Genomic DNA, 25,973 nt, shown 5'->3' with positions numbered 1-25,973 from the left:
TTTCTAGAACCGGTACGTCGCCTTCAGCCTGAAGGTCCTGCCATCCTGCTCGATGTCGCTCTGGACATGCTCACGCGACCCGGGATTGCTGTACTTCTTATCGAAGAGGTTGTAAACGCTGAAAGAGAGGTCGAGATCCCTGAAGATCCTCTCACTGAGCAGCGTGGCGTTCACCAGGGTGTAACCCCCGTCGCGGGTACCGTCGAGGTTCTTCTGCGCGCTCGCGTACTGTATCTCCATTCCCGCGCCGAGCCAGTTCCTGATCACCGGGCCGAAAACATTGAGCTTGACGAGATGTTTCGGAAAATTCGCAAACTCAACGCCGTCCTGATCGCTCGAGACCTCCTGAAACGAGTAGGAGAACCGTCCCGAAAAACCAGCAAGCCACTTCCTCTCCATCTCGAACTGGATACCCTTACCCTCGGCCCTTCCCGTGTTGGCAAAGACCATGAGCCCGGCGGGGTCGATCTGCTGGCTTATAAGATTCTCCACATCATAGTAGAACCCGGAAAGGCACAGGCGGAAGTCTTTCACGTATTTCTCGAGAACGAGCTCGTAGGTCCTGATCGTCTCGGGGTCGAGGCCGGGGTTTGCCCCCTGCGTCACGTTCCCGTCGGTGTAGTACAGCTCGTAGGTGTTGGGTATGCGATAGGCCTCACCATAGATGAGCTTCGCCGTCGTCTTTTCCATGGGGTTCCATATGAGCGCGGCCCTGGGGTTCAGCCTCCCCGAAAAATCCTTGTAGTGGTCGTACCGGGCGCCCAGATTGACAAGCACCCTGTCGGTGACTACGAACTCTCCCTGGGCGTAGGCGCCCAGGCTGTACGATCCCCTGTCGTCGTCAAGGTAGACCGCATGGGGACTGTCGTCATAGTTCTTTTGCTGTTGTACAAGGTTATCCCGGTACTCCAATCCCGCTATCACGGTGTGCCGGTCTTTTATCCGGGTCTTGTAGAACGCCTCCGTTCCCCACCATTTGCCCACCGCAAGGTCCCTGTTCATGGTAAGGGGCGGATAGTCGAAGAGGTATTTCCCGTCATAGCGGTAATAATCGTAAAAGACCCTCACCGAGAGGTCCTGGTTGTCCTTGAGCGCCCTGCGGTACCTGACGTCTATGTAGCCCTGGGTATCGGTCGACTTCGTCCTGTCGTCATTGAAAACGGTTCCCCAGGCCCCCGTGGGGATGCCCTTGGCGCGGGAACCATAGGCGGCCTGAACGTCGAGGCCGTGGATCCTGAGGTTGGTGAAGAACGATGAGTATCCCTCGTGGTCATTGCCGTCGGACCGCCCCGAATTCGTCGCCGGACTGTCATATTCCTTGTAGTACAGGCTCTGTCCCCTGCTGCTGTAGCGGGTCGCCGACAGCACCATCTCCAATCCCCTGCCGAAGGCGCGGCCGAAGGTGGCCCTCTGCTTGTTCGCATCCGAGCTGCCCGCTTCGGCCGATAGTTCCAGACCGCTCACGTGGCCCGCACCCTTCGTTATGACGTTGATGACACCGAAGAAGGCGTTGCTCCCGTAGAGCGACGACCCCGGCCCCCGTATCACCTCGATGCGGTCCACGAGGTCGAGGTCAAGGATGAGATCGTTGCCCACCGCCGCGGTATCGTAAATGTTGTTGTTCATCCTGTGGCCGTCGACAAGCAGCAGCATTCGCGTATTGTAGTCGCCCTGCCTCAGGAAACCGCCCGCGCCCAGGTACCCGTAATTCCTGTCGGACGTGACGTACAACCCCGGCACGCTGTTGAGAACGTCCGCCATGGTCCTGTATCCGTAGCGCTTTATGTCCTGGGAGGTGATGATGCTGATGGAGGCGGGAGCATCCGATATCCTCTGCTCGTACCGCGACGCGCCGAGTACCGTCGATACCTCCACCCCCATCAACTCTTCGATGGGCATCGCGGCGAGTCCCGACGGCTCCCTGCCCTCCCCTTCGGCCACCGCGAAGGCAGGCGCGATGATAAGGGAAAACAGAACAACAAAGAAAACCCGGAGCGTGACGATCCTGACCTGTCGGTCTCTGGGCCCCTCAACAGCCCTGTTGTGGTTCATAGATGTCCCTTCTTCGGTGCCGCTGCCGGCCACCGTATAACTGGCTTATCGGCACGTCTTTGAAATCGTTTACCATATTCCTCCGAATATCGCACGTTCAAACCACCCGGGTACACCATCGCCGCAAATATGTGGACGCCAAATTGACACCTGCGATATGATAGACACATCATCGACAGGCCCCCGGGCGGGTTCCGGACATAAGAAGGAAGGAACGCATGGACAGGGAAGATATCGAAAAAAGGATCGGGCACCTCAGGGAGGAGCTGGAGTACCACAACTACCGGTACTATGTCCTCGACGACCCCGCGGTGACGGACAGGGAATACGACGACCTCATGCGCGAGCTTACGCGCCTCGAGACGGAACACCCGGAATTCGCGGACCCCGCATCACCGACGCAGCGGGTGGGGTCGCGACCCCTCGATGCCTTCACCTCGGTCCCGCACTCCATCCCCATGCTGAGCCTGCAGAACGCCATGGACGAGGAGGAGGTGAGGGATTTCCACAGACGCGTCACGAAGCTCCTCGGGACGAGCGATGTCGAATACGTCATGGAGGTGAAGATAGACGGCCTGGCCGTGGAGCTCGTCTACATCGAGGGGATCTTCACCCTGGGGTCCACGCGGGGCGACGGCAACGTCGGCGAGGACGTGACACAGAACTTGCGCACGATCCGGGCCATTCCGTTGCGTCTTCGGACCGATGGGGACGCACCCGTGCCGTCCCGCCTCGAGGTCCGCGGAGAGGTCTACATGGGCAAGACAGAGTTCCTTGCCCTGAACGGACAGCGCGAGCAAACGGGAGAACCTCTCTTCGCGAATCCGCGAAACGCGGCGGCAGGCTCCATCCGCCAGCTCGACCCCAGGGTCACCGCGACGAGGAAGCTCAACATATTCTGCTACGCCCCCGGCAACGTTTCGGAGGCCCCCTTCTCCACCCACATGGAATTCCTCGATCGCCTCAAAGCGTGGGGCTTCAGGGTCAACGGCAACACCCGGCTCTGCCGTACCATCGATGAGGTGGTGGACCACTACGACCATATCAGGTCCATCCGCGAGGAAATTCCCTACGAGATAGACGGCACCGTCATCAAGGTGAACAGGATCGATCACCAGACAACTCTTGGAACCGTCTCGCGCTCACCCCGCTGGGCCATCGCCTACAAGTTCGAAGCGATCGAAGAGGAGACGACGGTCGAGGACATCCTGGTCAGTGTCGGCCGGACGGGTGCCCTAACCCCCGTCGCCGCCCTCAAACCCGTCACCGTGGGCGGGGTGGAGGTCTCAAGGGCCACCCTTCACAACGAGGACGAGATAGCGCGAAAGGACGTGAGGGTGGGCGACAGGGTCATCGTGACCCGCGCGGGCGACGTCATCCCCGAGGTCGTCAGGGTCCTCGATGCCGGAAGGCCGGGCCGGGCCGGGCCTTTCAGAATGCCCGAAAAATGCCCCGTCTGCGGCGAGGTGGTGGTGCGGCCCGCAGGAGAGGCCATTCGGCGCTGCGTCAACATCAACTGCCCCGCCCAGATCAAGGGGAGCATCGAGCACTTTGCCTCCAAGCGGGCCATGGACATCGACGGCCTGGGGACGAAGCTCGTGGAGCAGCTCGTCGACAGGCAGGTCATCCGCGACGTGGCGGACCTCTATTATATAAGGAAGGAAACCCTTGCCGGCCTCGCGCGCATGGCCGACAGATCAGCCGGGAACATCATCGACGCCATCGAGGCGTCAAAGCAGAGGCCCTTCGCGCGCTTCATCAACGCGCTGGGCATCCGCCAGGTGGGCGAACACGCGGCGGACCTTCTGGCCGAACGCTTCGACTCCATCGACAAGCTCATGGCGGCGGACACACAGATGCTGCTGGCCATACCCGAGATCGGTCCCGAGGCGGCGGGCAGCATCACCGCCTTCTTCCGCGATCCGAAGAACCGCGAGACCATAGCACGGATCCTGGCCGCCGGCGTCAAGCTCGAGTACGAACGGGGCGGCACGCGGAAGCTGGCCGGCCTTACCTTCGTCTTCACCGGCTCCCTCTCGTCCCTGTCCCGCGACGAGGCGCGGGCAAAGGTCGAGGAACTCGGCGCTAAGACCGCCTCGTCGGTGAGCAAGAAGGTCAGCTACGTCGTCACCGGCGAAGAGGCCGGCTCCAAGCTCGACAAGGCAAGGCAGCTCGGCCTCGCGATACTCACGGAACAGGAATTCATGGACCTCCTCGCGTAGCCAGTTCAAAAACCCTCCACATCCCAACGATTCGTCACTTCTCAGGTCTGATTGGGCACGTCAACAAACCCTTCGACCCTGTTTGCGTACATTAATAGAGACAAATAAACAGCAAGGAGGATGCAATGAAACGCATTACCAGTCTTTCCGGGTTGTTCTGTCTCGCACTCATCGTCGTCGGGGCGGGGTTCTGCGCGAACGCCATGGCCGGATCGCAGACCGCAAACCTGCAAGTATCCGCCACGTGTTCCGCAAGCTGTGAGTTCCTGACACAGGGGACGAATCTCGCATTCGGCCCGCACGACCCGCTGAGCAACACCGAAACCATAGCGCAGGCGTCGTGGAGTTACAGGTGTGTCACAGGAACAAAATACAGGCTTTACATAGAAGGAGAACGGCAGATGTTGCTCGACGGCACGGACGAGACCAACAAGCTCGCGTTCCAGCTTTACAAGGACGACTACTCGACGGTCTTTCCTGAATCGGAGTCGACCGCCGGGGAACTGGAAGCCGCGTCAAACGCAGAGGTCCCCTTCACGATCAACGGGAAGATATCGGCGGGAGACGGTCAGTCCCTGAAGGCAGGCTCTTACAGCAAGACCCTGACGGTCACACTGCTGTACTAGAACAACATGTCGAAGAGAGACACCCTGGCATGGCCGGTTGAGAAAACCGGCCATCGTCCTGTTCCGCCTTTCATCCTGCTTATCGCCATCGTTCTGTTTTCCTGTGCACCGGCCTGCGCGCAGAGTTTCAGCGTACAGCCCACAAAGGTATCGTTCGACAGGAACACGAAGGCGCAAAAGCTGGTCATAAGGAATAGGAGCGCTCATGACCTTTCCCTCCAGGCGGGCGTCTGCAAATGGTCCCAGGATAAGGACGGCAGAGACATATACGAGGATACCTCCGACATCGTCATCTTCCCCAGGATCTTCACGGTCAGGAAGGGAGAACAGAGGCTTGTGCGCCTGGGAACAACGCCCGGCCCCGCGTCGCGGGAACGTGCCTACAGGGTCTTCGTGGAAGAGTTGCCCGTCAGAGACCCGAAAACGCCGCGCTCAGGGATCGATCTTGTGTTCAAGGTGGGGATACCCGTATTCCTCAGCCCCCTTCAGAACTCCCGGGAGCAGCTCAGCGTCTCCCTGGCGGTCGAAAAGGGAAAGGTCCTCGTCAGCGCTCTGAACAACGACAATGCCCACACCACCATTGAATCCGTGAGCATGATCGGTCAGGATTCCCGGGAGAAAGAGGTATTCTCGAAGAGCCTCACCGGCTGGTATATCCTGAGCGGCTCATCCAGGACCTATGAGGCCGATATTCCGCAGGCGCTCTGCGCCAGGCTTACAAGACTCCGCGCGGTTGTCAGGACGGAGAGGAATTCCTTTGAGGACGTGGTGGAGGTGACAGGGAGCATGTGTGGACCGCCCGTCAAATGATCCTGTTCCGGATCCGCGCGGAAGCAATGCTGGTTGTCCTGATGCTTCCTTTCATCTTCGCGACCCCCTCACAATGCCGGGCCTGGGAACACGTTGTCCTGGAGGTGGCCCTCAACACGGAGACGAAGGGCGATTTCTTTGTCTATCTTACGCATGACGGGGACTCCCTCATAGATAGGGAAGACCTTGTCGCCATTGGCTTCGAGGCCCCCGCGGGCACCACATCGCGGATAGGAGGAAAGACGTTCATATCCCTGAGATCGATGAAGGACGTGACGTATCACCTCGACGAGGAAACGGTATCGCTGCATATCACAGCCGCACCCCATCTCCTGAGGAGAAACTCCATTGATCTCAGGCCCGCAAGAAGGCCCGAAGTCTATTACCCGAGAGACACCGGCGCCTTTTTCAACTACGGCCTGAACTATGCCGGCCGGCAGCCCCTCGGCCACACAGCCTTTACGGGGACGACTCAGGTCGGTGTGCGTGCCGGCGATTTCCTCTTCCTGGGTGATTCAACCTACACCAATAGCGGCGACGATGAAAGGTTTGTCCGGCTGTCGACGAACATGATCCATGAGTCACGGCTTAACCTCGATCGCGCCGTACTCGGTGACCTCTATGCCACCTCCGGTCACCTCGGCAGCACCGTGAACATGGGCGGTATCAGCTTCTCCCGAAACTTCGGCATCGATCCCTATTTCATAAAGCAACCGATGGTGGACTACACGGGGTTCGCGACGCTGCCCTCGGAGATCAGGGTCTCCATGGACGGCGCACAGATCCGATCGGAAAAGCTGGGTCCCGGCCCTTTCGATCTCAGGAACATCCTCTCCTTCAACGGGGTCCACGATCTCACGATCACCGTCAGGGACGCCTTCGGCAGAGAGGAAACGGTTCGCTATCCCTTCTACTCCGCGGACACGCTGTTGCGCGGCGGCCTGCATGAGTTCAGCTACAACACCGGTTTCCTGAGGAGAAACTACGGAACTGAGAGCAGCGACTACGGGAGGTTCGCCGCGTCTTTCTTCCACAACTACGGCCTGACCGACTCCCTCACCATCGGCGTAAGAGGTGAGGGCTTGAGCGATCACGTCAACGTGGGCCCCAGAATGTCCTGCCTTGTCAGGCGCTACGGCACCCTTGGTCTCGGCGCGGGTGTCAGCCTCTCACGGGGGAAACAGGCCGGCTATGCGGCTTCCCTGGGCTATACCTATCAGGCACGCAACGCGAGCCTCAGGCTCCTTTTCACCAGGTACACCAGGGAATACTCGACGATCTCGACACAGACCACGGACGACAGAACACGGACGGAACTGGGAGCGGGTATTGGATACGGAACGCCCCGGCTTGGTTCGGTCTCCCTCGACTTCGTGGCCATCGGCAGGTACACCGCCACTGACAGCGAGAGGTACACCCTGAGATACTCACGAGGCATCACGCGAAATGCGAACCTCCATTTTTCAGTGACGCGCATGAAGAACGGCTGCTCGGACACCCGATTCGATCTTGGCCTTATTTTCTACCCCTGGAAGGATGTCACGCTCTCGGCGAGTCTGCAAAAGGGCGATGGCAGCGACTACCAGACCGTTCAGCTGCAGAAGAGTACCCCCGCGGGTGAAGGTTGCGGTTACAGGGTGACGGCATCACGGACGCGCACGTCGGGAAGCGAAACCTCTTCCATCGATCCCTTTGTCCAGTACAAAGGAACATACGGGACCTATAGCGCTGAGTTCCGCGGAGACTACGGCGCGGGGTCTGCGGATTCCCGGCAGTCCATGTCGATCGGCGCCTCAGGGAGCATTGCGTACGTGGGGAGGAAGCTGCACTTCGGACGCCCCGTGAGCGACAGTTACGGCGTGGTCAGGGTGGGGGACCTCGAGGGTGTCGGGGTATATCACAACAACCATCTACTGGGCCGCACAGACCGTTCCGGCCGGCTCTTCATACCGAATATGATCTCTTACGCGGACAACTATGTCTCTATTGACGACAGGGACATACCCGTGGAGTACTCCCTGGAGAAGGTGGGGAAATACGTTTCGCCCCCCTTCAGAAGTGGTACATTCCTGACCTTCGACGCCGTGAAGACCAGGGCTCTCACCGGTCGGATGGAAACAAGACCGGCAGGGCGATCCGTCCCCGTGGCCCTCGGGCACGCCGCATTCACGCTGAACGGAAAAGAGGTCTCCTTCGTCACCGGCAGAAACGGTGAGTTCTATCTCGAGAACATTCCCGCCGGCCGGTACACCGGCACGCTCCGCGACGCCCGCCGGACGTATTCATTTACCCTGGTCATTCCGTCCTCCGACGACATGACCGTAGATCTGGGAGGTATCCTTGCCGAAGACCTCCATTGACCCGAAGAAACCGCCGGTGAGGCCGTTGCTGCTTCTCCTTTCACTATGCCTCCTGTTGCTTCCCCTCGCCGCGGATGCCCAGGGCACCGGCGCTTGCAACGTGCTCGGGGCCGGCATCCACTGCTCCGAATACAACGCCCTCGATGAAGGATATGCCTATATGGACGGATGGATCACCGTGAAATGCGATGCACCCGCAACGGTGACCATTGCCATTGGCCCCGGTGCATCGGGGAATACAGTCAACAGAACGATGACAATGACAGGAGCGAATCCCCTGAGATATAACCTTTACACGGACCCGGCACGTAAACGGTTGTGGGGTGACGGCACCACCGGAGCAATGGTGACGGTTGGGGTGAGCGCGAATGAAGAGGTGTATGTTCCCGTCTACGGCAGGATAGATCCAGATCAGCCCACATCGAGCGGCGGGTACAGCGATTCCCCCGCCATCACCCTTACATGGTGAGCCGGGGTGGTTTCCAACAATTCTATTGACTCGTCGCCTCATTCCCTGTAGAAGATTATCTGAAAACCATGTTCGCGATAATTGGAGGAACATCGCTGCTCGACTGCCGGATCTTCTCCGGCTGGACCGAGGAAACCGTGGAAACCCCTTTCGGCACCGTCACCGTGAAGAGGGGAGATGGGGTTGTGTTTCTCCAGAGACACGGCAGCCCCCCTCTACCTCCGCACAGGATACGGCACCGCGCCAACATCGCGGCCCTCAAGGAACTGGGCGTCCACAAGATAGTGGCCGTCAATTCCGTGGGGAGCCTCACGTTCTCCCTTGAGCCCGGCACCCTCCTCGTTCCCGACGATTTCGTCTCTCCCTGGCACATCGAAACCTTCTTCGACGATGAGATGCGTTTCATGATACCCGTGATGGACGGGAACTTCGCCCACGAGGTGTTCGTGGCATGCAGGGAACACACAATGGCGGTGCGGATGGGAGGCATCTATGTCCAGACCATCGGGCCGAGACTGGAGACACGGGCAGAGATCAACATCCTCAAGGGCTTCGGGGACATCGTCGGCATGACGCTCGCCTCCGAGGCGACCCTCGCCATGGAGATGGACCTGCCCTACGCCAGCATCTGTTCCATCGACAATTATTGCCATGGCATAGTCGAGGTGCCCCTGACGATGGACGAGATCCGGGCGAACGTGACACGGAACCTCTCAACCATCGAGAGCGTGCTTGACACCCTCATCACGCGGGGCCTCTCGTGACGATCCTCATCACGGGCGTCCTCCTCGACGGCGCCGTCAGGGACATCTTCATCGACAACGGTGTCATCCTCGAGATCTCCCCGTCATGCACCCGCCCGGCCGACAGGGTGATAGACGGCACGGGCAAGGCCGCGCTGCCCTCTCTCATCAACGGACACACCCACGCCGCCATGACCCTCTTCCGGGGTTATGCCGACGACATGCCCCTGAAAACCTGGCTCGAAGAGAAGATATGGGTCCTCGAATCGAAGCTGACCGAAGAGGACGTGTACTGGGGCGCGAAGCTTGCCTGCCTGGAGATGATCAGGAACGGCGTCACCGCCTTCAACGACATGTACTGGCACTGGGAAGCAACGGCCCGTGCCGTCACTGATATGAAGATACGGGGTTTCATCAGCGCCGTCTTCATCGACATGTTCGAGGACGGCAAGGCCCGGGAGCAGATAGCGCTCAACCGTGAACTCTACGCCCTCTCGAAGAAGTACGAGCCCTACGCCACCTTTACCTTCGGCCCCCACGCGCTCTATACGGTATCGAAGGCAAGCCTCGAATGGATGCGCGATTTCTCCATCGACAAGGACATCCTCATCCACATGCACCTCGCGGAGACCGCCGACGAGATACGTTTCTCTCAGGAGAAGTATGGAATGTCCCCCGTGGACTTCCTTGACTCCATCGGCATCCTTTCCGAGCGCTACATCGGCTGCCACGGCTGCGCCCTCGAGGAGGCCGACGCCCGCGTGCTCAGCGAGCGGCACGCCCGCCTCGTCCACGTGCCCGTCTCCAATCTCAAGCTCGCCGTGGGAAGGGTCTTTCCCCACCGCCTTGTCGGGAAGGCCGGGATACCCTATTGCTTCGGGACAGACGGATGCGCCTCGAACAACCATCTCGACGTTCTGGAAACAATGAAGTTCGCCTCCCTGCTCGCCAAGTTCCACGCATCGGACCCGACCATGCTCCCGGCGAGGCAGACATTCGACATGGCCACCCGGACCGCCGCGGAGATCTTCCGCCTAGGCGAGTGGTCGATCAGGGAAGGCTTAAGCCCCGACATCATCCTCATCGACCTGGCGAGACCCGAGTTCGTCCCCAATTTCGACATCTATTCCGATATGGTCTACGCGGCCAACAGCTCGGCCGTGGACACGGTCATCTGCCTGGGAGAGGTTCTCATGGAGAACCGGATCGTTCCCGGTGAAGAGGAGATCATGGCAAAGGCCGCCGAGACGGCCCGCGCCCTCGTCATGAGATGATATTCGTCTGCGACGTCATGCTGGGAAAGCTTGCCCGGTACCTGAGGACCCTGGGCTTCGACGCCCCGTACATCCGCCAGGGAGAGGACCCGGCGTCCTTTCCCGCGCCTTCCGACAGGTGCGTCTTCCTCACGAGAAGACAGGACAGGACGGGCCGTCCCCACACGGTGGTCATCCATGAGAACGACCCCATGAAACAGATCCTCGAGATAAAAGAGATCATAGAGAGATACATCGACCCGAAGGCGTTCATGTCGCGCTGCCTTGAATGCAACGTACCGCTCATCGACACGCCCAGGGAGGAGATCGAGCCCTTCGTCCCGGAATACATATACCACCATCACGACCGGTTCAGAACCTGCCCGTCCTGCAAAAAGGTTTACTGGGAGGGCTCGCACGCGGAAGAAATGCTTGAGTGGGTTGAGAAGCTCATCGACCGTGCCGGTCGATGAGCCGACGGGCACGGGGGTATACGAGGTACAAGCGTTGAAAAGAGGATTCCCCTTCGACAAAATGATGAAGACCCTCAAGGATGTCTTCCCCGAGGATGCGGCACCGATCATCACCCGCATTTCCCGGGGGGAGACGTCAGACCCCTTCGTCGTGCTCGTCGGGACGCTCCTCAGCCTTCGGACGAAGGACGAGACGACGGAGAAGGTGATGGAGGCCCTGACACCTCGCGCCGGGACCCCCCGGGAACTCCTCGGCATCCCCGACGGGGAGCTGGAGAGGATGATCTATCCCGTTGGTTTCTACCGGAACAAGGCGAAGGTCCTCAAGGAGGTCGCCCGAACCATCATCGACAAGTACGGCGGGAGGGTCCCCGACACGATCGAGGAGCTTCTTTCCATGCGGGGAATAGGCCGCAAGACGGCGAACCTCGTCGTCACCGAAGGATACGGGAAGCCGGGAATCTGCGTGGATACACACGTGCACAGGATATCCAACAGGCTCGGTATCGTCTCGACGAAGAACCCCCACGCTACCGAAGACGCCCTGAGACAGGTCCTGCCCGGGCGATACTGGATCGTCTACAACTCCCTGCTCGTGACCTTCGGCAAGCGGATATGCACTCCCCTGTCGCCGAAATGCAGTGAGTGCCCCATTGAAGACCTCTGCCCGAGGAATGGGGTGACGAGGTCGAGATAGGGGGGCAGCCGTCGCAACGATCAGCCCCTGCCCGTCCCCGCCGTTGACAGCCCGATACGGCGATGATATATTCAACATGTCCTTAAAGGCGATGGCGCGCCGTACCCCATGAAAAAGATACTTTTCTACACCCACAACATATTCACGAAGGAGAACCCTGTAGGATACAGGATCCAGCAGTACTTTCCGTATCTCCAGGAAAGAGGTTTCAAGGTCTCCCTCCTGACAACGAAGGCGGATTTCGGCACCGTGCTGAGGACCGCGTCGCGGTCCGATGTCGTCGTTGTCCAGAGGCTCCTCCCGAGCCCCATGAAACTCTCCCTCCTGAAGGTGTTCGCGAAGAAGATGGTCTACGATTTCGATGACGCCGTCATGCATGGAAACAAGGGCGAGAGCGCGACAAGAAGAAAGAGGTTCTCCGCCATCGTCAGGGCCTCGAAGGCTGTCCTCTGCGGAAACTCCTTTCTCATGGAGGAGGCCGGCAGATACAGGGATTCCGGCATCCACTACATGCCCACGACCGTGGACATCGACGAATACCCGGTGAAGGTCCACGAAGAGCGGAAAATCTTCGTCGTGGGGTGGATCGGGACAAGTTCGACGCTCAGGTATCTCGACAGCATCAGGGAGCTTATCCTTTCCATCACCGACAGGGAGGGGCTCGAGTTCAGGGTTATCGCCGACAAGCCCTTCGGCGTCGAGAAACGGGGAATAACCTTTCAAAGATGGAACAAGGAAAGGGAAAAGGCGATGCTCCTCGATCTCGACATGGGCATCATGCCCGCCGAGGACGACCTCTGGTCCCGGGGAAAATGCGGTCTGAAACTGATCCAGTACATGGCGATGGGGCTCCCTTCGGTCACAAACCCCGTCGGCGTCTCGAAGGAGATCGTCGCGGACGGCGTTAACGGGTTCCTGAGGGCCGACATGAGGGGATGGGAAGAGGCCATAGGGGCGCTCGGCTCCGACGTGGCCCTTCGCCGGCAGATCGGCGCGGCGGCGCGGCAGACAGCGGTGGAAAGGTATTCCCTGCAGACCTGGGGCAAAAGGTTTGCCGAGATCATGGACACCCTATGAAAGACCCTGATGGATTGACGGTCGCCAGCATGAACGGCATCGAGTGGCACCTCGACGACAGGGGGCTCATCGAGGTCCTGCGGCCCTTCTCCCACCGGGGAGGGGAACGAAGAGCCTATGGCGCCTATCCCTTCAGGGCCGGCAGGGTGTTCGTCAAGTCCTTCCTGGAGAAGGGCCTCCTCGGGGCGATACGGAACAGGGTGCATCCCCGGGGACGGGTCGAGTATCTCATGAGCCGGAGACTCGCCTCTCTCGGGATATCGACACCGGTCTCCTACGGCTATGGATCGGGACCGGGGACCTCATGCGTCGTTCACGAGTACATCGAGGGGGAGAGCTTCATAGATGTCTTCCACAGGTCCGGTGACCGGGGAAAGCTCATCGCGGCCCTCGCGGAGCTGCTCAAGACGCTGGAAAGGCACCATGTCCTTCACAACGACCTCCACCTGCACAACGTGCTCGTCGCCAACGGCCGGCTCTACCTCATAGACCTCCACAAGATGAAGATAAAAGGGTCCTTCACCGGCGGCGACGAGATCTCGAACCTCTCCCACGCCCTTGCCATGGCCTACTGGACAATGACCCCCGATGAAAAGGAGACGTTCTTCCGGTGCTACGGAAAAGATGGAATACGGGATGAAACGGAGCAGACTCTCCGGGCCATGCACATGCGATGGATCCTGAGAAAGCAGCGCCGCGCCTTCGAAAACACGTCGAAGACACGGCGGGAGGGCAGGCACCTCTTGATCGTAGGCAGAGAGGACAGCGGCCGCGGGACCTACCTCGAGACCATCAAGAAGGACGCGAAGGTCGTCGTCGAGAGGTACACCGACCACGTGAGGAAGATATACCGCGGCAGGAGGAGGCTGAGACGTGCGTGGAAGGCACACATCGCCCTCGCCTACCTGAACCTTCCCCTGATCCCGGAGACGTTCCGCCTCTCCCTGCCCGCCCTCTTCCGGCGCGGGTACATTGCCATGGAGGATCTTGGCGGAAAGGGCGAGGAACTGGACCGCCACGTGGACAGGGTATATGACGGGGCCTCCGTCGGGCAGAGGAAGGCCCTGGCGGACTCCCTCGCCCTCTTCCTGAAGGGGGCGATGAAAACAGGGGTCGTCCACCGCGATCTGAAGGCCTGCAACGTCTTCAGGCTGGACGACGGCACTTTCCGTTTCCTCGATGTCGAGGATATCACCTTCCACGAAGCCGACGGGGACGTCCTCCACAGGATGCTCCTCCAGCTCAACACCACGCTGCCGAAGAGGATCGGGCCGCGGGACAGGCTGAGATTCCTTGCCAGGCTCACGTCTTCATCGGGCATCGACAGGAGGCAGCTGCTGGAGAGAGTGGTCCGGGACTCCGCCGGACGAGAGATCGTCTACCAGGGAATGGAAGGGCTCAGGACCGAATCGTGGTGACCATCATTTTTTACCTTTACAAAGAGTAGGTTTATTTGGTAATTTTGCAAAACATTATGAAAAAATTGAAGTGCGTCATCCTCCTCCTCCTGATACTGTGCCTGCCCCTCCTGATAGAGGCCCAGGAAGCCGAAAGGGTTGCCAAGATAGAGATCACCGGCAACGAACGCGTCGACACCGCCGTCATATCCGCCAACATCAAGACGAAGGAAGGCGACGCATACAACCTCGACAAGCTCCGCGAGGACATGAAGAGCATATACAAGACGGGTTTTTTCAGCGATGTCCAGATAGACGTAAAGGACACCGACAAGGGCAAGAACGTCACCTTCGTCGTCATCGAAAGGCCCCCCGTCAAGAGCATCCTGATGACAGGCAACAAGAAGATCAAGACCGATGATCTCACGGAAAAGCTGAAGATCAAGACCGGTACCGTCCTCAACATCGAAAAGGTCAAAGAGAGCATGGACGAGATCCGGAAGTTCTATGCCAGCAAAGGGTACTACGCCGCGAAGATCACCTACGAAATAGACTACGGCGAGAAGTACGAGGCCACGGTGAACTTCGTGATCGACGAACCGCAGATATCCTACGTGAGGAAGATCGCCTTTACGGGCAACAAGAACTTCAAGGACAGCAAGCTGCAGGGTTACATGCAAACCAGGGAAAAAGGCTGGCTTTCGTGGTTCACGGGATCGGGCATACTCGACGAGGATGTCCTCCAGGAAGATCGCCGAAACCTCGAGGCCTTCTACCACGACAACGGCTACACCAAGGTCCACGTGGGCGCGCCCGATATCCAACTCTCCAAGGACGGCAAGAGCATCTCCATCATGATACCCGTCGAGGAAGGCGTCAAACACACCGTCGGGACCATCGATTTCGCGGGAGACATCATCTTCCCCCGGGAAGAGCTCCTCGACAAGATCAAGACCAAACAGGGCAAGCTCTTCAGGACCACCGTTTTTTACGAGGACGTCCTCACGGTGACGGACCTCTATCAGGACAAGGGGTACGCCTTTGCCGACGTCGCTCCGCTCACCACCATCGACGATGCCAACCATGTGGTCAATGTCACCTTCCAGGTCACGAAGAACCAGGAGGTGTACTTCAACAGGATAAACATCATCGGGAACACGAGGACCCGTGACAAGGTCGTGCGCAGGGAGCTGAAATTCGCCGAGGGTGACCGCTTCTCCATCACCACCATCAAGGACAGCAAGAAAAAGCTGAAGAACACCACCTTCTTCAAGGACACCGATTTCAAGGTCGTCAAGACCGACGATCCCAGGAAGGTCAATATCGACCTCGGCATCGAGGAGAAACCCACGGGCACCTTCAGTGTCGGCGCCGGCTACAGCACGGCTGAAAAGGTGATCGTCTCCGGGGCGGTCTCGGAGGAGAACTTCCTCGGCACCGGCCGGAGGATCGTCCTCGAAGCCGCTCTCAGCAGCTACACCAACGAGTTCCGCTTGAGCTACCTTGAACCGTACATCTTCGACAAGAAGCTCTCGGCAGGGATCAGTCTCTTCAATTTCAAGCGCTACATGGATACGTACGACTACAAGAGAACGGGTGGCAACGTATCTCTCATCAAGCCCCTCACCGATGACGTGAAGGGAACCGTCATGTACCGCCTCGAGGAGATCGACGTCACGAACGTCACGGACGACGCCAGCACCTATATCAAGGAGCAGTCCGGTTCGAGCCTGACAAGCAGCATGACCTTCAGCCTCAACAAGAACACCATCGACGATGTCATGAACCCCACGAAGGGAATCAACAGCGGCATATCCACGGAAATAGCCGGCGGCCCCTTCGGCGCCGACAATAAGTTCTGGTCCCTCACCGGTTTCTACGGCAGGTACTTCCCCATCAAGTTCTGGGACAGCTCGTTCTTCGTCAAAGGCACCGCGGGAGCGATCAGGGGCTACGGCGGCGACCAGGTGCCCATCACCGAAAAGTACTACGTCGGCGGCATCAGCTCCATCCGCGGTTTCAGGTACGGTGAGGCCGGTCCCATGGACGAGAACGACGAACCCATCGGCGCGAAGAACCAGTTGTATTTCAACTTCGAATGGATATTCCCCATCTACAAGCCGGCAGGTGTGAAGGGGGTCCTCTTCACCGATACCGGCGCCGGTTTCGACAATTTCGACAGCCTGCGGATGCGGTCGTCGGCAGGCTTCGGCATACGTTGGTTCTCCCCCATGGGTCCCATCCGCCTGGAACTCGGATTCAACCTCAACCCCAAGGAAAACGAGAGGAAAAGTCTCTTCGATTTTGCCATCGGCACCCAATATTAGTCAGGAGGTTTTATGAAACGCTTTATCACGGTCTTTTTTGTCGTAGCCGTTCTTTTGACACCCCTTGCGGCGATGAGCCAGTCGGTCAGCGTCGCGTACATAGACCTGCAAAAAGTCATGCTTGAATCGGATCAGGGCAAACAGATACGGGCCATTCTCACACAGGATGCCGAGAGGCTGAAGAAGAACCTCGATGGCAGGCAGGCCGAACTCCAGAGGCTCAAGGACGCCTTTGAGAAGCAGGGCGCCACCATCACGCCGGAAGCCAGGGCCGACAAGGAGAAACAGTACCAGGCAAAGCTCAAGGATTACCAGAGGCTGTACAACGACTACCAGACCGAACTCCAGCAGAAGGACATGGAATACACCCAGAGGGTCCTCAAGGAGGTCGAAGAGGTGGTGCGCGCCCTCGGTGAGAAGGAGAAGTACTCCCTCATACTCGAAAAGAGCCAGGCCGGCATCCTTTACGCCACCCCCGCCATAGACATCACGGGCAAGGTCATTACACTCTTCAACGAGGCGGCCAAAAAGAAACCTGTCAAGTAATGGTCAGGCTGAGGGATATCGCTGCCGCGGTCAAGGGAGATCTGATTGGTGACGGGGATATCCCGATCGACGGCATTGCCGGCATTCAGAGCGCCCGGGAAGGGCAGATCACCTTTCTCTCCCACGCGAGCTACATCAAGTATGTCGCCGGGTGCAGCGCCTCCGCCGTTATCATCGGTAAGAAAACACCCCTTGAAGACGTCCGGGGAATGAACGTTGTCGTTGTTGACAATCCCGACCTCGCGTACATAGAGGTCGTGGGCATGTTTAGGAAGGAACCCTCCCCGCCCGCCGGCATCGACCCGCGAGCCGCCGTGAGCCCCGAGGCCGAGGTCGCCCCCAGTGCTTCCGTCGGTCCCTTCGCCTGCATAGAGGGTCAGGCGAAGATCGGGGAGAGGGTGGTGGTCTATCCTTTCTGCTACATCGGCCCCAACGTCACCGTCGGCGAGGGCAGCACCATATACCCCCATGTCACCATCTACCGGGACACGACGGTGGGGAGAAATGTCATCATCCACGCGAACACGGTCATAGCCGCCGACGGGTTCAGCTACACCTGGGACGGCAAGAGACACGCGAAGATCCCCCAGGTCGGTTCCGTCATCATCGAGGACGATGTCGAGATCGGGGCGAACACCGACATTGACCGTGCCGCGCTCGACGCCACGGTGGTGGGCAGGGGGACCAAGATCGACAACCTGGTTCAGGTCGCCCACAACGTTACGATAGGACAGAATTCCATCATCGTCTCCCAGGTCGGTATAGCGGGCAGCGCGCGCATAGGGAACAATGTCGTCCTTGCCGGTCAAACGGGGGTCAAGGACCACGTCAGCGTGGGCGACCAGGTCATGGCCGGGGGACGAACGGGCATCACGAAGGACGTTCCCGCCGGGTCCCTCATATGGGGGACCCCGCACATGCCCCACAAGGAATACATGAGACTCCAGATGTACATAAAGAAGCTCCCCGCCCTTTTTGAAAAGATCAGGGAGCTGGAAAAGCGACTCTCACCGGAGGAAGACGATGGTCGACATAAATGAGATACTGAGCCTGATGCCCCACAGATATCCCTTTCTCCTCGTGGACCGTGTCATCGAATTCGAGGAGACGAAGAGGATAGTCGCCATAAAGAATGTGACCATCAACGAGCCTTTCTTTCAGGGTCATTTCCCGGGAAGGCCCATCATGCCCGGCGTTCTCATCCTGGAAGCGATGGCACAGGCAGGCGGCGTCCTTGCCTTCAAGTCCTTCCCCGGTATGAAGGGTTCCGTCTTCTTTACCGGCATCGACGAGGCACGCTTCCGCAAACCGGTGGTTCCCGGGGACCAGCTCAGGTTCGTGGTCGACGTCGTGAAGCACAGACGGGAGATCTGGGTATTCGATGCGAAGGCCTTCGTCGGGGACGACGTCGTGGCCGAGGCACGCATAATGGCAATGCTCAAACAGGAGTGAGGGAGATCCACGTGATACATCAAACCGCCATCGTCGACAACAAAGCCGAGATCGCAGAGGACGTACAGATCGGCCCCTATTGCATAGTGGAAGGGGGCGTGCGGATCGGGGCGGGCAGCCGACTTGAAAGCCACGTCGTCGTTCAGGGGAACACGTTCATAGGCGAAGGCTGCACCGTGAGCCCTTTCGCGTCCATCGGGGGGCCTCCCCAGGACATCGGGTACAAGTACGAGCCCACCCGGGTGGTCATAGGCCGGAACAACACCATAAAGGAATACGTCACCATCAACCGGGGAACCATGAAGGGAGGCGGCGTCACCGAGGTGGGGGACAACAACTTCATCATGGCGTACGCCCACATCGCCCATGACTGCAAGGTGGGGAACAATATCATCATGGCGAACGGGGCGACCCTGGCGGGCCATGTGGAGGTCTCGGATTTCGTCATCTTCAGCGGCCTCTGCGCCGTCCACCAATTCTGCAGGGTCGGCAAGTACGCGTTCATCAGCGGCCTCACGGGGATTCCCAAGGACGTGCCCCCTTTCGTCATTGCCGCCGGTGACAGGGCAAAGCTCTACGGTCTTAATCTCGTGGGCCTCGAAAGGCGCAATTTCCCCAAGGAAGAGATAGTGAAACTGAAGAAGGCATACCGCATTCTCTTCAGGTCCGCTCTCCCTCTCAAGACATCCCTCAAGATCATCCGGGAGGAACTGGACGGGGACAACATCGGGTATCTCATCGAGTTCATAGAATCGTCAACGAGGGGAATATGCCGGTAAATGTCGCCCTCATCGGTCTCGGACACATGGGCCGGATCCATCTCGGCAAGCTCTGCTCCTTCGAGGACGTCCGCGTGTGCGGTGTTGTGGATGTCGATGACGCTCTCGTCGGCGAATATGCCGGAAAATACAGGGTACCATCGTTCTCCCGTTATTCCGATGCGCTGCCCGACGCGGCCTGCGCCGTCATCGCCACACCCACCGAGTCCCACTACGCCATAGCCAAGGCGTGTCTCGAACGGGGCATCCATGTCTTCCTGGAGAAGCCAATCACCGTGCTCCCGGAAGAGGCGCGGGAACTCGTCGACATGGCAAGCGCGCGGGGACTCGTCCTCCAGGTGGGCCATCTCGAAAGGTTGAACCCCGCGCTCAGGCAGGCGCTGCCCCTCGTTCGAAGGCCGCGGTTCATCGAGGCCCGCAGGATCGGTCCCTTCACGGGCAGGTCCACCGACGTCGATGTCGTCCTCGACCTCATGATCCACGACATCGATCTTGTCCTGTCCCTCGTCGGCGAAGAGGTTGCCGACGTCAGGGCCGAGGGCGTCCCCTTCTTCACGAACCTCTCCGACGTCGCCAGCGCCCGTATCGAATTCACCGGCGGGTGCGTGGCAAACATCACGGCAAGCAGGGTCTCGACGTTCCGCGAGCGCTCCCTGACCATCTACGAAGAGGACAGGTACTTCTCCCTTGACCTGATGCAGGGGAAGCTCACGGGCATCCTCAGAAAGGAAGGGGAACAGGCTGACACAACGGAGTATTCCGCCCCGCAGATGGACCCCGTCAGGGACGAGCTCATCGAGTTCGTAGCGGCCGTGGGGGGCAATTCGTCCCCCAGCGTCAGCGGAGCGGACGGCCTCAGGGCGCTCGAGCTCGCGAGCAGGATCCAGGACTGCATAGCGGGTGGACAGGGTACACGCCATCGATAGGAAGATATTCATATCGACGGGCGAGCTGTCCGGGGAAACCCACGCCTGTCATCTCGTCGAATCCCTCAACAAAACGGAAGGCCTGCGCATAACCGCCATGGGGTCCGAAAGACTCGCCGCGGCCGGCGTCACGGTTGTCCGGGATTACCGGGACATCTCCGTGACGGGACTCAGCGAGGTGCTCTCCCACGCGGGAAATATCCGGAGGGCCTTCGACACCGTCAAGACCCATATCAGGCAGGAGCGGCCGGATCTCGTCGTCCTCGTCGATTTCCCGGGGTTCAACATGAGGATCGCCGCCTTCGCCCGGTCTCTCGGCGTGCCCGTGGCATACTTCATCCCGCCCCAGGTCTGGGCCTGGAAGAAGGGGCGCCTCAGGAACATCCGGAAGTGCGTCGACATGGTCATCTGCATCCTTCCCTTCGAGGAAGACCTGTACGCGAAGGCGGGGGTCCCGGCGGTCTACGTCGGCCACCCTTTTGCCGAGACCGTGCGGCCGTCGCTCACCCGTCGCGAGTTCCTCACGAGAACGGGGGTCCGCGGGGACAAGCCGATCGTCACCGTCATGCCTGGAAGCAGACGGAACGAGATAAGACGGCACATGCCCGTCCTCATGGAGACGGCGGGCATCATGCGCCGGAGCATCCCCGGTCTCACCGTCCTTTTGCCCCTCGCGGACAATATCGACGAAACGGATGTCAGGCCCTTTCTTCAGGGCGACCACGGTATCACGGTCCTGAAGGGGAATTCTCATGACGCCCTGGCATATTGCGACGCGGCCGTGGTGGCCTCCGGCAGCGCGACCCTGGAGGCGGCCCTTCTCAAGACACCCACCGCCATCATCTACCGCATATCCTGGCTCTCCTACTCCATCGCGCGCCTCATCGTCCACGTCGACTTCATTGGCCTTCCCAACATCATTGCCGGCAAGGAGGTCTTTCCCGAGTTCATTCAGCGCCTCGACCCTGAAACCATTGCCAGGAAGGTTCTTTCTATGATAGATAAAGGAAGACAGAGCGTTGCGGGCGAACTGGGATCGATCGTCGATAAACTCAAGAAAGAGGATTCCTACCGGTTGGCCGCCAACGCGATATTGCACTTTTTCGAGAGAACATGAACCTCTACCTGAGACTGCTGAGATTCGCGTACCCCTATAAGACAAAGCTTATCATTGCCATGATCTTCATGTCGCTGTGCTCCGGCGCCCAGAGCTTCAGCGCCTACCTCGTCAAGCCCGTCCTCGACTCCATATTCTTCGAGAAGGACATGACGAAGCTTTACATCATGCCCGGCGCCGTCATCCTTCTCTTTCTGATCAAGGGCGCCTTCGAGTATGTTCAGGGTTATTTCATGGGCTATGTCGGACAGAGGGTGGTCACCGACATCAGGAACCTCGTCTTCTACAACATGCAGAAGCAGCCCCTCTCCTTTTTCGACAAGACGCCCACGGGCTCCAACATCTCCCGGATAGTGAACGATGTCTCCCTTGTCCAGAGCACCGTCTCCGATTCCGTTGCGGCGGTCCTCAAGGATGCCTTCACGATCATCGGTCTCGTCATTGTGGCCTTCCGCATGGAGTGGAAGCTGACGCTCATCGCCTTCCTTATCCTGCCCTTCTCCATCTATCCCATCGTCGCCTTCGGCAAAAAGCTCAGGAAGATAGGGCTCAATATCCAGCAATACCTCGCGCGGCTCACCAGTTTTCTCCATGAGACCATCACCGGCCAGAGGATCGTCAAGGCCTTCTCCATGGAGGAGTACGAGAACAAGAGGTTCACGGCGGAGAACGAAACGCTCTTCAGGATATCCATGAAACGCACGAAGATCCGGGCACTGTCCCATCCCGTGATGGAGGTCATCGGCGGGGTTGCCGTCGGTGTCGTCATCTGGTACGGCGGCAGGGAAGTCATCCTGGGAAATTCCACCCCCGGCACCTTCTTCGCCTTCATGGCATCCCTCATCATGCTCTATGAACCCATCAAAAAGATCAACAAGGAGAACCACAACGTCCAGCAGGGCCTCGCCGCCAGTCAGCGCGTCTTTGAGATCATCGACAGGCAGCCGGAGGTGATGGAGAGGCCGGACGCCGCCCCGCTCGAGAAGGTCGAAGGCGTCATAGACTTCGAGGACATCTCCTTCCGGTACGACGAGAAGATGGTCCTCAACCACGTGAGCCTCCGGATCGAGAGGAACGAGGTGATCGCCGTCGTCGGCAAGAGCGGAGTGGGAAAGACGACCCTTGTCAACCTGATCCCCCGGTTCTACGACGTCACCGAGGGTCTCATCAGGGTCGACGGCACCGATATCCGCGACGTCACCCTCGATTCCCTCCGAAAGAACATCGCCCTCGTTACGCAGGACGTCATCCTCTTCAACGATACGATACGGAGCAACATAGCCTACGGCGTCGAGCCCGATGAAGAGCAGCTCTACGCCGCGACCAGGATGGCCTTCGCCCATGATTTCATCCTCAAGCTTCCAAAAGGATACGACACCGTCGTCGGCGAGAAAGGGGTCCGTCTCTCCGGCGGCCAGAAACAGCGCATCGCCATAGCCAGGGCGCTTTACAAGAACGCCCCCATCCTCATCCTCGACGAAGCGACGAGCTCCCTCGACGCCCAATCGGAAATAGAGGTCCAGAAGGCCCTCGAGAACCTGATGAAGGGCAGGACGACGATCATCATCGCCCACAGGCTCTCGACGATCATCAATGCCCACCGTATCATCGTCATCGACAAGGGTATGATAGTCCAGGAAGGCACTCACGGCTCGCTCATCGAGCAGGAAGGACCCTACAGGAAGCTCTACGAGATCCAGTTCCGTGAAGGGGCCCGCAAGAAGGTCATCCCCCTGGGAAAGAAGCGCTGATGAAGAAGAGGATCAAATCCTTCCTGATGCTGCACGTCATGCCTCCCATGGTATTCGTGTTCCTGACGGCGCTGCGGTTAACACTGCGCGTCGAACACGTGAACCGGCCGCCCGACGACGCGTGGGGGAACCTCCGCAACTACATAGTCTGTTTCTGGCACGGCAGGCTCCTCATGATGCCCTTCGCGAAGAAGGGCGGAGGGGGCAAGGTTCTCATCAGCCGCCACCGGGACGGGGAGTTCATTGCCAGGATAGTGAATTACTTCGGGATCGGCACCGTCCGGGGTTCCTACAGGAAGGGCAGCGTCTCCTCGCTCAGGGAGATCCTCCAGGACCTTAAGGACACCATCGATATCGCCATCACCCCTGACGGCCCCAAGGGGCCGCGCTTTACCGTGAAGAAAGGCATCGTCGAGCTTGCACGGCTCTCCGGCAAGGAACTCCTCCCCGTCAGCTACGGTGCGGGTAAAAAAAAACCTTTCATTCCTGGGACCGCTTCATACTCCCCTACCCCTTCTCCCGGGTTGTCTTTCTCTGGGGAGACCCTATCCCTGTAGCACGTGACCTCAGCGCCGAAGAGACCGAGAGAACGCGCCTCAAGCTCGAGGCAACACTCATCCAACTGACCGAAAAAGCGGAAGAAGCGGCATGTGGAAAGTGATCTATAATCTGCTCACCCTCTGCGCCCTGCCCGTCTTCATCGTCATCGGCCTCGCCAACGCGAAGATGAGGAAGAATTTTCGCGAACGCCTTTTCCCGCGGGTTAAGGGTAAACCGGCAACAGGATCGTGCATGATCCACGGCGCGTCGATAGGAGAGGCCGTCATCGCCGAAGGCATGGCCGACTATCTCGCGAAGAACGGTGGCCCGGCAGACTTTCTCTTCACCGCCAACACGTCCTACGCGCAGGAGATGCTTGAAAGAAAGGAAGGCGCCAGGGAAGGCAGAAGGGTGGCCGCCCTTCCCTTCGACCTTAGCTTCTCCGTGCGCCGCTTTCTCGACCATCACAAACCCTCGGTCATCATCATCGTGGAGACGGAGATCTGGCCCAACCTCATCTGGGAGGCCAGGAGGCGGGCCATCCCTGTCGCCATCGTCAACGGCCGCATATCGGACAGCACCCTCGCCACATACCGGAGATTGTCTGTGTTCATGAGATCGGCCCTGGCGGCGGTGGACACCGTCGTCGCTCAATCCGCGGAGCACAGGCGGCGTTTCATCTCCATCGGCATGTCCCCGGAGCGCGTTTTCACCACGGGGAACATCAAGTATTACCGGCCGGTCCCGGAGGACATCCCGGGCAGGGAAGCGCGAGACAGGACCATCGTCATCGGCAGCGTGAAGGAAAAGGAGCTTGCCGAGGTATACAGGGCGGTCAAGCTCCTCAAGTCCGATCTCCCCGATCACAGGATATTCATAGCACCCAGGGAACTCCACCTGGCCGCTGCGATCGAGGAGGAGTTTTCAAAAACCTTCAGGACTGCCCGGTACTCCCGCATGAAAGAGGGCAAAGGAGACGACGGCGCCGATATCGTGATCGTCGATACCGTGGGTGACCTCCTGGGGATCTACGCGAGAAGCATGGCCGCCTTCGTCGGCGGTTCCCTTGCGCCCTACGGGGGGCAGAACATGCTCGAACCTCTCTTCGTGGGCACGCCCGTGTTGTTCGGCCCCCACACCGAGAACTTCCATGACATCGCCGCCTCCATCCTTGAAAGAAAGGCCGGCTTCCTCGTTGAGACGGCCGACGACATACACCGCACCGTGATGAGGCTCCTTGCCGACAATGACCTGTACGATTCCGTGCAGCGGGCCGGCTACGCGATCATTGCCGACCAGAAGCACGTCATGGACGAAACGGCGAGGATCATAAAAGGCCTCGCCGGGCCTCGAAACAGGAGAACGGACTGAGAATGGAATCCTTTGACAGGCTTGTATGGCTCATGGAGAGGTTGAGAAGCGACGAGGGATGCCCCTGGGACCGCAAGCAGAAGATCTCGGCCTTCAAAACCTTCATGCTCGAAGAGGTCTATGAGATCATCGAGGCCATAGAGAAGGACGACACGAAGGAACTCAAGGAGGAACTGGGCGACCTCCTCTTCCATATCGTCTTCATCGCCCAGATTACCAGGGAACGCGACGCCTTCGACATCAACGACGTCATCGAGAACGTCTACGAAAAGATGTACCATCGCCACCCCCATGTCTTCCGGAAAGAGGTCCTCGACGTTCCCATCGAGGTGAAGTGGGAAGATCTGAAGAGGGAGGAGAAGAAGGATGATGGATACTCGCTTCTCGCGAACATCCCTTCTTCCATGCCCGCTCTCCTGAGGGCTTATGTGATGACGAAGAGGGCCGCGAAGGTCGGGTTCGACTGGCAGAGGATCGAGGACGTGTACGACAAGATGTACGAGGAGATCGCCGAGTTGAAGGCGGCCGAGGCGGGAGGCGACCCGGAGCGGGTCAGGGAGGAGGTCGGTGACCTGCTTTTCACCATCGTCAACATCGCCCGGTTCCTGTCGGTGGACCCCGAAGATGCGCTACGGGCAACCTCGGACAAGTTCACACGAAGATTCAGCTACATAGAGAACAATACGGATATCCGGAATTCTGACGCCGACACGATGGACAAACTCTGGAATGACAGCAAATCCCTGGAGGATAAGGGCAAATAGCCCCTTGACTCATTCAGCTTTCATTACATTTGCCGCCTGTGGACCCTTCGGCCCCTTCACTATCTCGAATTCCACTTTCTCGCCGGTCTTGAGTGATTTGAAACCATCCTGCTGGATCGCGGAGAAGTGGACGAACACGTCCTCGCCGCCATCCTGTTCGATGAAACCGTACCCCTTGGAATCGTTGAACCATTTCACCTTACCTACTGGCATGCTGCGTG

General features: G+C 59.1%; 24 protein-coding genes. 22 read left to right on the top strand and 2 right to left on the bottom strand.

Annotated features, from left to right (window positions below; genetic code table 11):
* Positions 1–3 precede the first annotated feature (3 nt).
* A complete protein-coding gene (locus GXX82_08700) occupies positions 4–2,052 on the bottom strand; it encodes a TonB-dependent receptor (protein NLT23111.1) in 2,049 nt (682 codons plus the stop codon).
* 218 nt (positions 2,053–2,270) lie between these two features.
* Here GXX82_08700 and ligA point away from each other — a divergent pair, with 218 nt between their 5' ends.
* From ligA to mazG, 22 genes are all read left to right on the top strand, one after another.
* Positions 2,271–4,274, top strand: coding sequence for an NAD-dependent DNA ligase LigA (gene ligA, locus GXX82_08695; protein NLT23110.1), 2,004 nt, complete (start codon positions 2,271–2,273; stop codon positions 4,272–4,274).
* Between the two features lie 125 nt (positions 4,275–4,399).
* Entirely contained in the window at positions 4,400–4,900 is a 501-nt protein-coding gene (locus GXX82_08690) for a spore coat protein U domain-containing protein (GenBank protein NLT23109.1), read from the top strand.
* A 6-nt stretch (positions 4,901–4,906) separates the two neighbouring features.
* Complete coding sequence (locus tag GXX82_08685; GenBank protein NLT23108.1) at positions 4,907–5,710, top strand: molecular chaperone; 804 nt, start codon at positions 4,907–4,909, stop codon at positions 5,708–5,710.
* A 26-nt stretch (positions 5,711–5,736) separates the two neighbouring features.
* A complete protein-coding gene (locus GXX82_08680; GenBank protein ID NLT23107.1) occupies positions 5,737–8,070 on the top strand; it encodes a fimbrial biogenesis outer membrane usher protein in 2,334 nt (777 codons plus the stop codon).
* Positions 8,051–8,539 (top strand): spore coat protein U domain-containing protein, encoded by a 489-nt coding sequence (locus GXX82_08675; protein ID NLT23106.1) that lies wholly within the window; start codon positions 8,051–8,053, stop codon positions 8,537–8,539. Before GXX82_08680 ends, GXX82_08675 begins: the two co-directional genes overlap by 20 nt.
* A 68-nt stretch (positions 8,540–8,607) precedes the next feature.
* Complete coding sequence (locus GXX82_08670; GenBank protein NLT23105.1) at positions 8,608–9,303, top strand: MTAP family purine nucleoside phosphorylase; 696 nt, start codon at positions 8,608–8,610, stop codon at positions 9,301–9,303.
* Entirely contained in the window at positions 9,300–10,556 is a 1,257-nt protein-coding gene (locus GXX82_08665; GenBank protein NLT23104.1) for an amidohydrolase, read from the top strand. The genes GXX82_08670 and GXX82_08665 overlap by 4 nt, the downstream gene beginning before the upstream one ends.
* Entirely contained in the window at positions 10,553–11,008 is a 456-nt protein-coding gene (locus tag GXX82_08660) for a hypothetical protein (GenBank protein ID NLT23103.1), read from the top strand. Before GXX82_08665 ends, GXX82_08660 begins: the two co-directional genes overlap by 4 nt.
* A gap of 61 nt (positions 11,009–11,069) precedes the next feature.
* Positions 11,070–11,705 (top strand): endonuclease III, encoded by a 636-nt coding sequence (locus GXX82_08655; GenBank protein ID NLT23102.1) that lies wholly within the window; start codon positions 11,070–11,072, stop codon positions 11,703–11,705.
* A 108-nt stretch (positions 11,706–11,813) separates the two neighbouring features.
* Complete coding sequence (locus GXX82_08650) at positions 11,814–12,782, top strand: glycosyltransferase family 4 protein (GenBank protein ID NLT23101.1); 969 nt, start codon at positions 11,814–11,816, stop codon at positions 12,780–12,782.
* Positions 12,779–14,200 carry a phosphotransferase gene (locus GXX82_08645; GenBank protein ID NLT23100.1) on the top strand — a complete coding sequence of 474 codons (1,422 nt, stop codon included), beginning with the start codon at positions 12,779–12,781 and terminating at the stop codon, positions 14,198–14,200. Before GXX82_08650 ends, GXX82_08645 begins: the two co-directional genes overlap by 4 nt.
* A 56-nt stretch (positions 14,201–14,256) precedes the next feature.
* On the top strand, positions 14,257–16,506 hold the full coding sequence (gene bamA / locus GXX82_08640; GenBank protein ID NLT23099.1) for an outer membrane protein assembly factor BamA: 2,250 nt from the start codon (positions 14,257–14,259) through the stop codon (positions 16,504–16,506).
* Between the two features lie 12 nt (positions 16,507–16,518).
* Positions 16,519–17,052, top strand: coding sequence for an OmpH family outer membrane protein (locus tag GXX82_08635; protein ID NLT23098.1), 534 nt, complete (start codon positions 16,519–16,521; stop codon positions 17,050–17,052).
* Positions 17,052–18,092 (top strand): UDP-3-O-(3-hydroxymyristoyl)glucosamine N-acyltransferase, encoded by a 1,041-nt coding sequence (lpxD, locus tag GXX82_08630; GenBank protein ID NLT23097.1) that lies wholly within the window; start codon positions 17,052–17,054, stop codon positions 18,090–18,092. Before GXX82_08635 ends, lpxD begins: the two co-directional genes overlap by 1 nt.
* Positions 18,076–18,504: a 3-hydroxyacyl-ACP dehydratase FabZ gene (gene fabZ, locus GXX82_08625; GenBank protein ID NLT23096.1), complete on the top strand. Its 429-nt coding sequence runs from the start codon at positions 18,076–18,078 to the stop codon at positions 18,502–18,504. Before lpxD ends, fabZ begins: the two co-directional genes overlap by 17 nt.
* Before the next feature lie 5 nt (positions 18,505–18,509).
* Positions 18,510–19,283: an acyl-ACP--UDP-N-acetylglucosamine O-acyltransferase gene (gene lpxA, locus GXX82_08620; protein ID NLT23095.1), complete on the top strand. Its 774-nt coding sequence runs from the start codon at positions 18,510–18,512 to the stop codon at positions 19,281–19,283.
* Positions 19,274–20,209, top strand: coding sequence for a Gfo/Idh/MocA family oxidoreductase (locus tag GXX82_08615; protein NLT23094.1), 936 nt, complete (start codon positions 19,274–19,276; stop codon positions 20,207–20,209). Before lpxA ends, GXX82_08615 begins: the two co-directional genes overlap by 10 nt.
* Positions 20,184–21,326: a lipid-A-disaccharide synthase gene (gene lpxB / locus GXX82_08610; GenBank protein NLT23093.1), complete on the top strand. Its 1,143-nt coding sequence runs from the start codon at positions 20,184–20,186 to the stop codon at positions 21,324–21,326. Before GXX82_08615 ends, lpxB begins: the two co-directional genes overlap by 26 nt.
* A complete protein-coding gene (gene msbA / locus GXX82_08605; protein NLT23092.1) occupies positions 21,323–23,077 on the top strand; it encodes a lipid A export permease/ATP-binding protein MsbA in 1,755 nt (584 codons plus the stop codon). Before lpxB ends, msbA begins: the two co-directional genes overlap by 4 nt.
* A complete protein-coding gene (locus GXX82_08600) occupies positions 23,077–23,634 on the top strand; it encodes a DUF374 domain-containing protein (protein ID NLT23091.1) in 558 nt (185 codons plus the stop codon). The genes msbA and GXX82_08600 overlap by 1 nt, the downstream gene beginning before the upstream one ends.
* Positions 23,635–23,725: 91 nt before the next feature.
* Positions 23,726–24,988, top strand: coding sequence for a hypothetical protein (locus GXX82_08595; protein NLT23090.1), 1,263 nt, complete (start codon positions 23,726–23,728; stop codon positions 24,986–24,988).
* Between the two features lie 2 nt (positions 24,989–24,990).
* On the top strand, positions 24,991–25,752 hold the full coding sequence (gene mazG / locus GXX82_08590; protein ID NLT23089.1) for a nucleoside triphosphate pyrophosphohydrolase: 762 nt from the start codon (positions 24,991–24,993) through the stop codon (positions 25,750–25,752).
* Positions 25,753–25,761: 9 nt separating this feature from the next.
* On the opposite strand, the gene GXX82_08585 is transcribed toward mazG, so the two are convergent.
* Entirely contained in the window at positions 25,762–25,965 is a 204-nt protein-coding gene (locus GXX82_08585) for a cold-shock protein (GenBank protein ID NLT23088.1), read from the bottom strand.
* Positions 25,966–25,973 lie beyond the last annotated feature (8 nt).

Origin of the sequence: Syntrophorhabdus sp. (genome assembly GCA_012719415.1) — a bacterium.
Classification (GTDB): domain Bacteria; phylum Desulfobacterota; class Syntrophorhabdia; order Syntrophorhabdales; family Syntrophorhabdaceae; genus Delta-02.
This window is presented reverse-complemented; position numbering and strand designations above follow the sequence as displayed.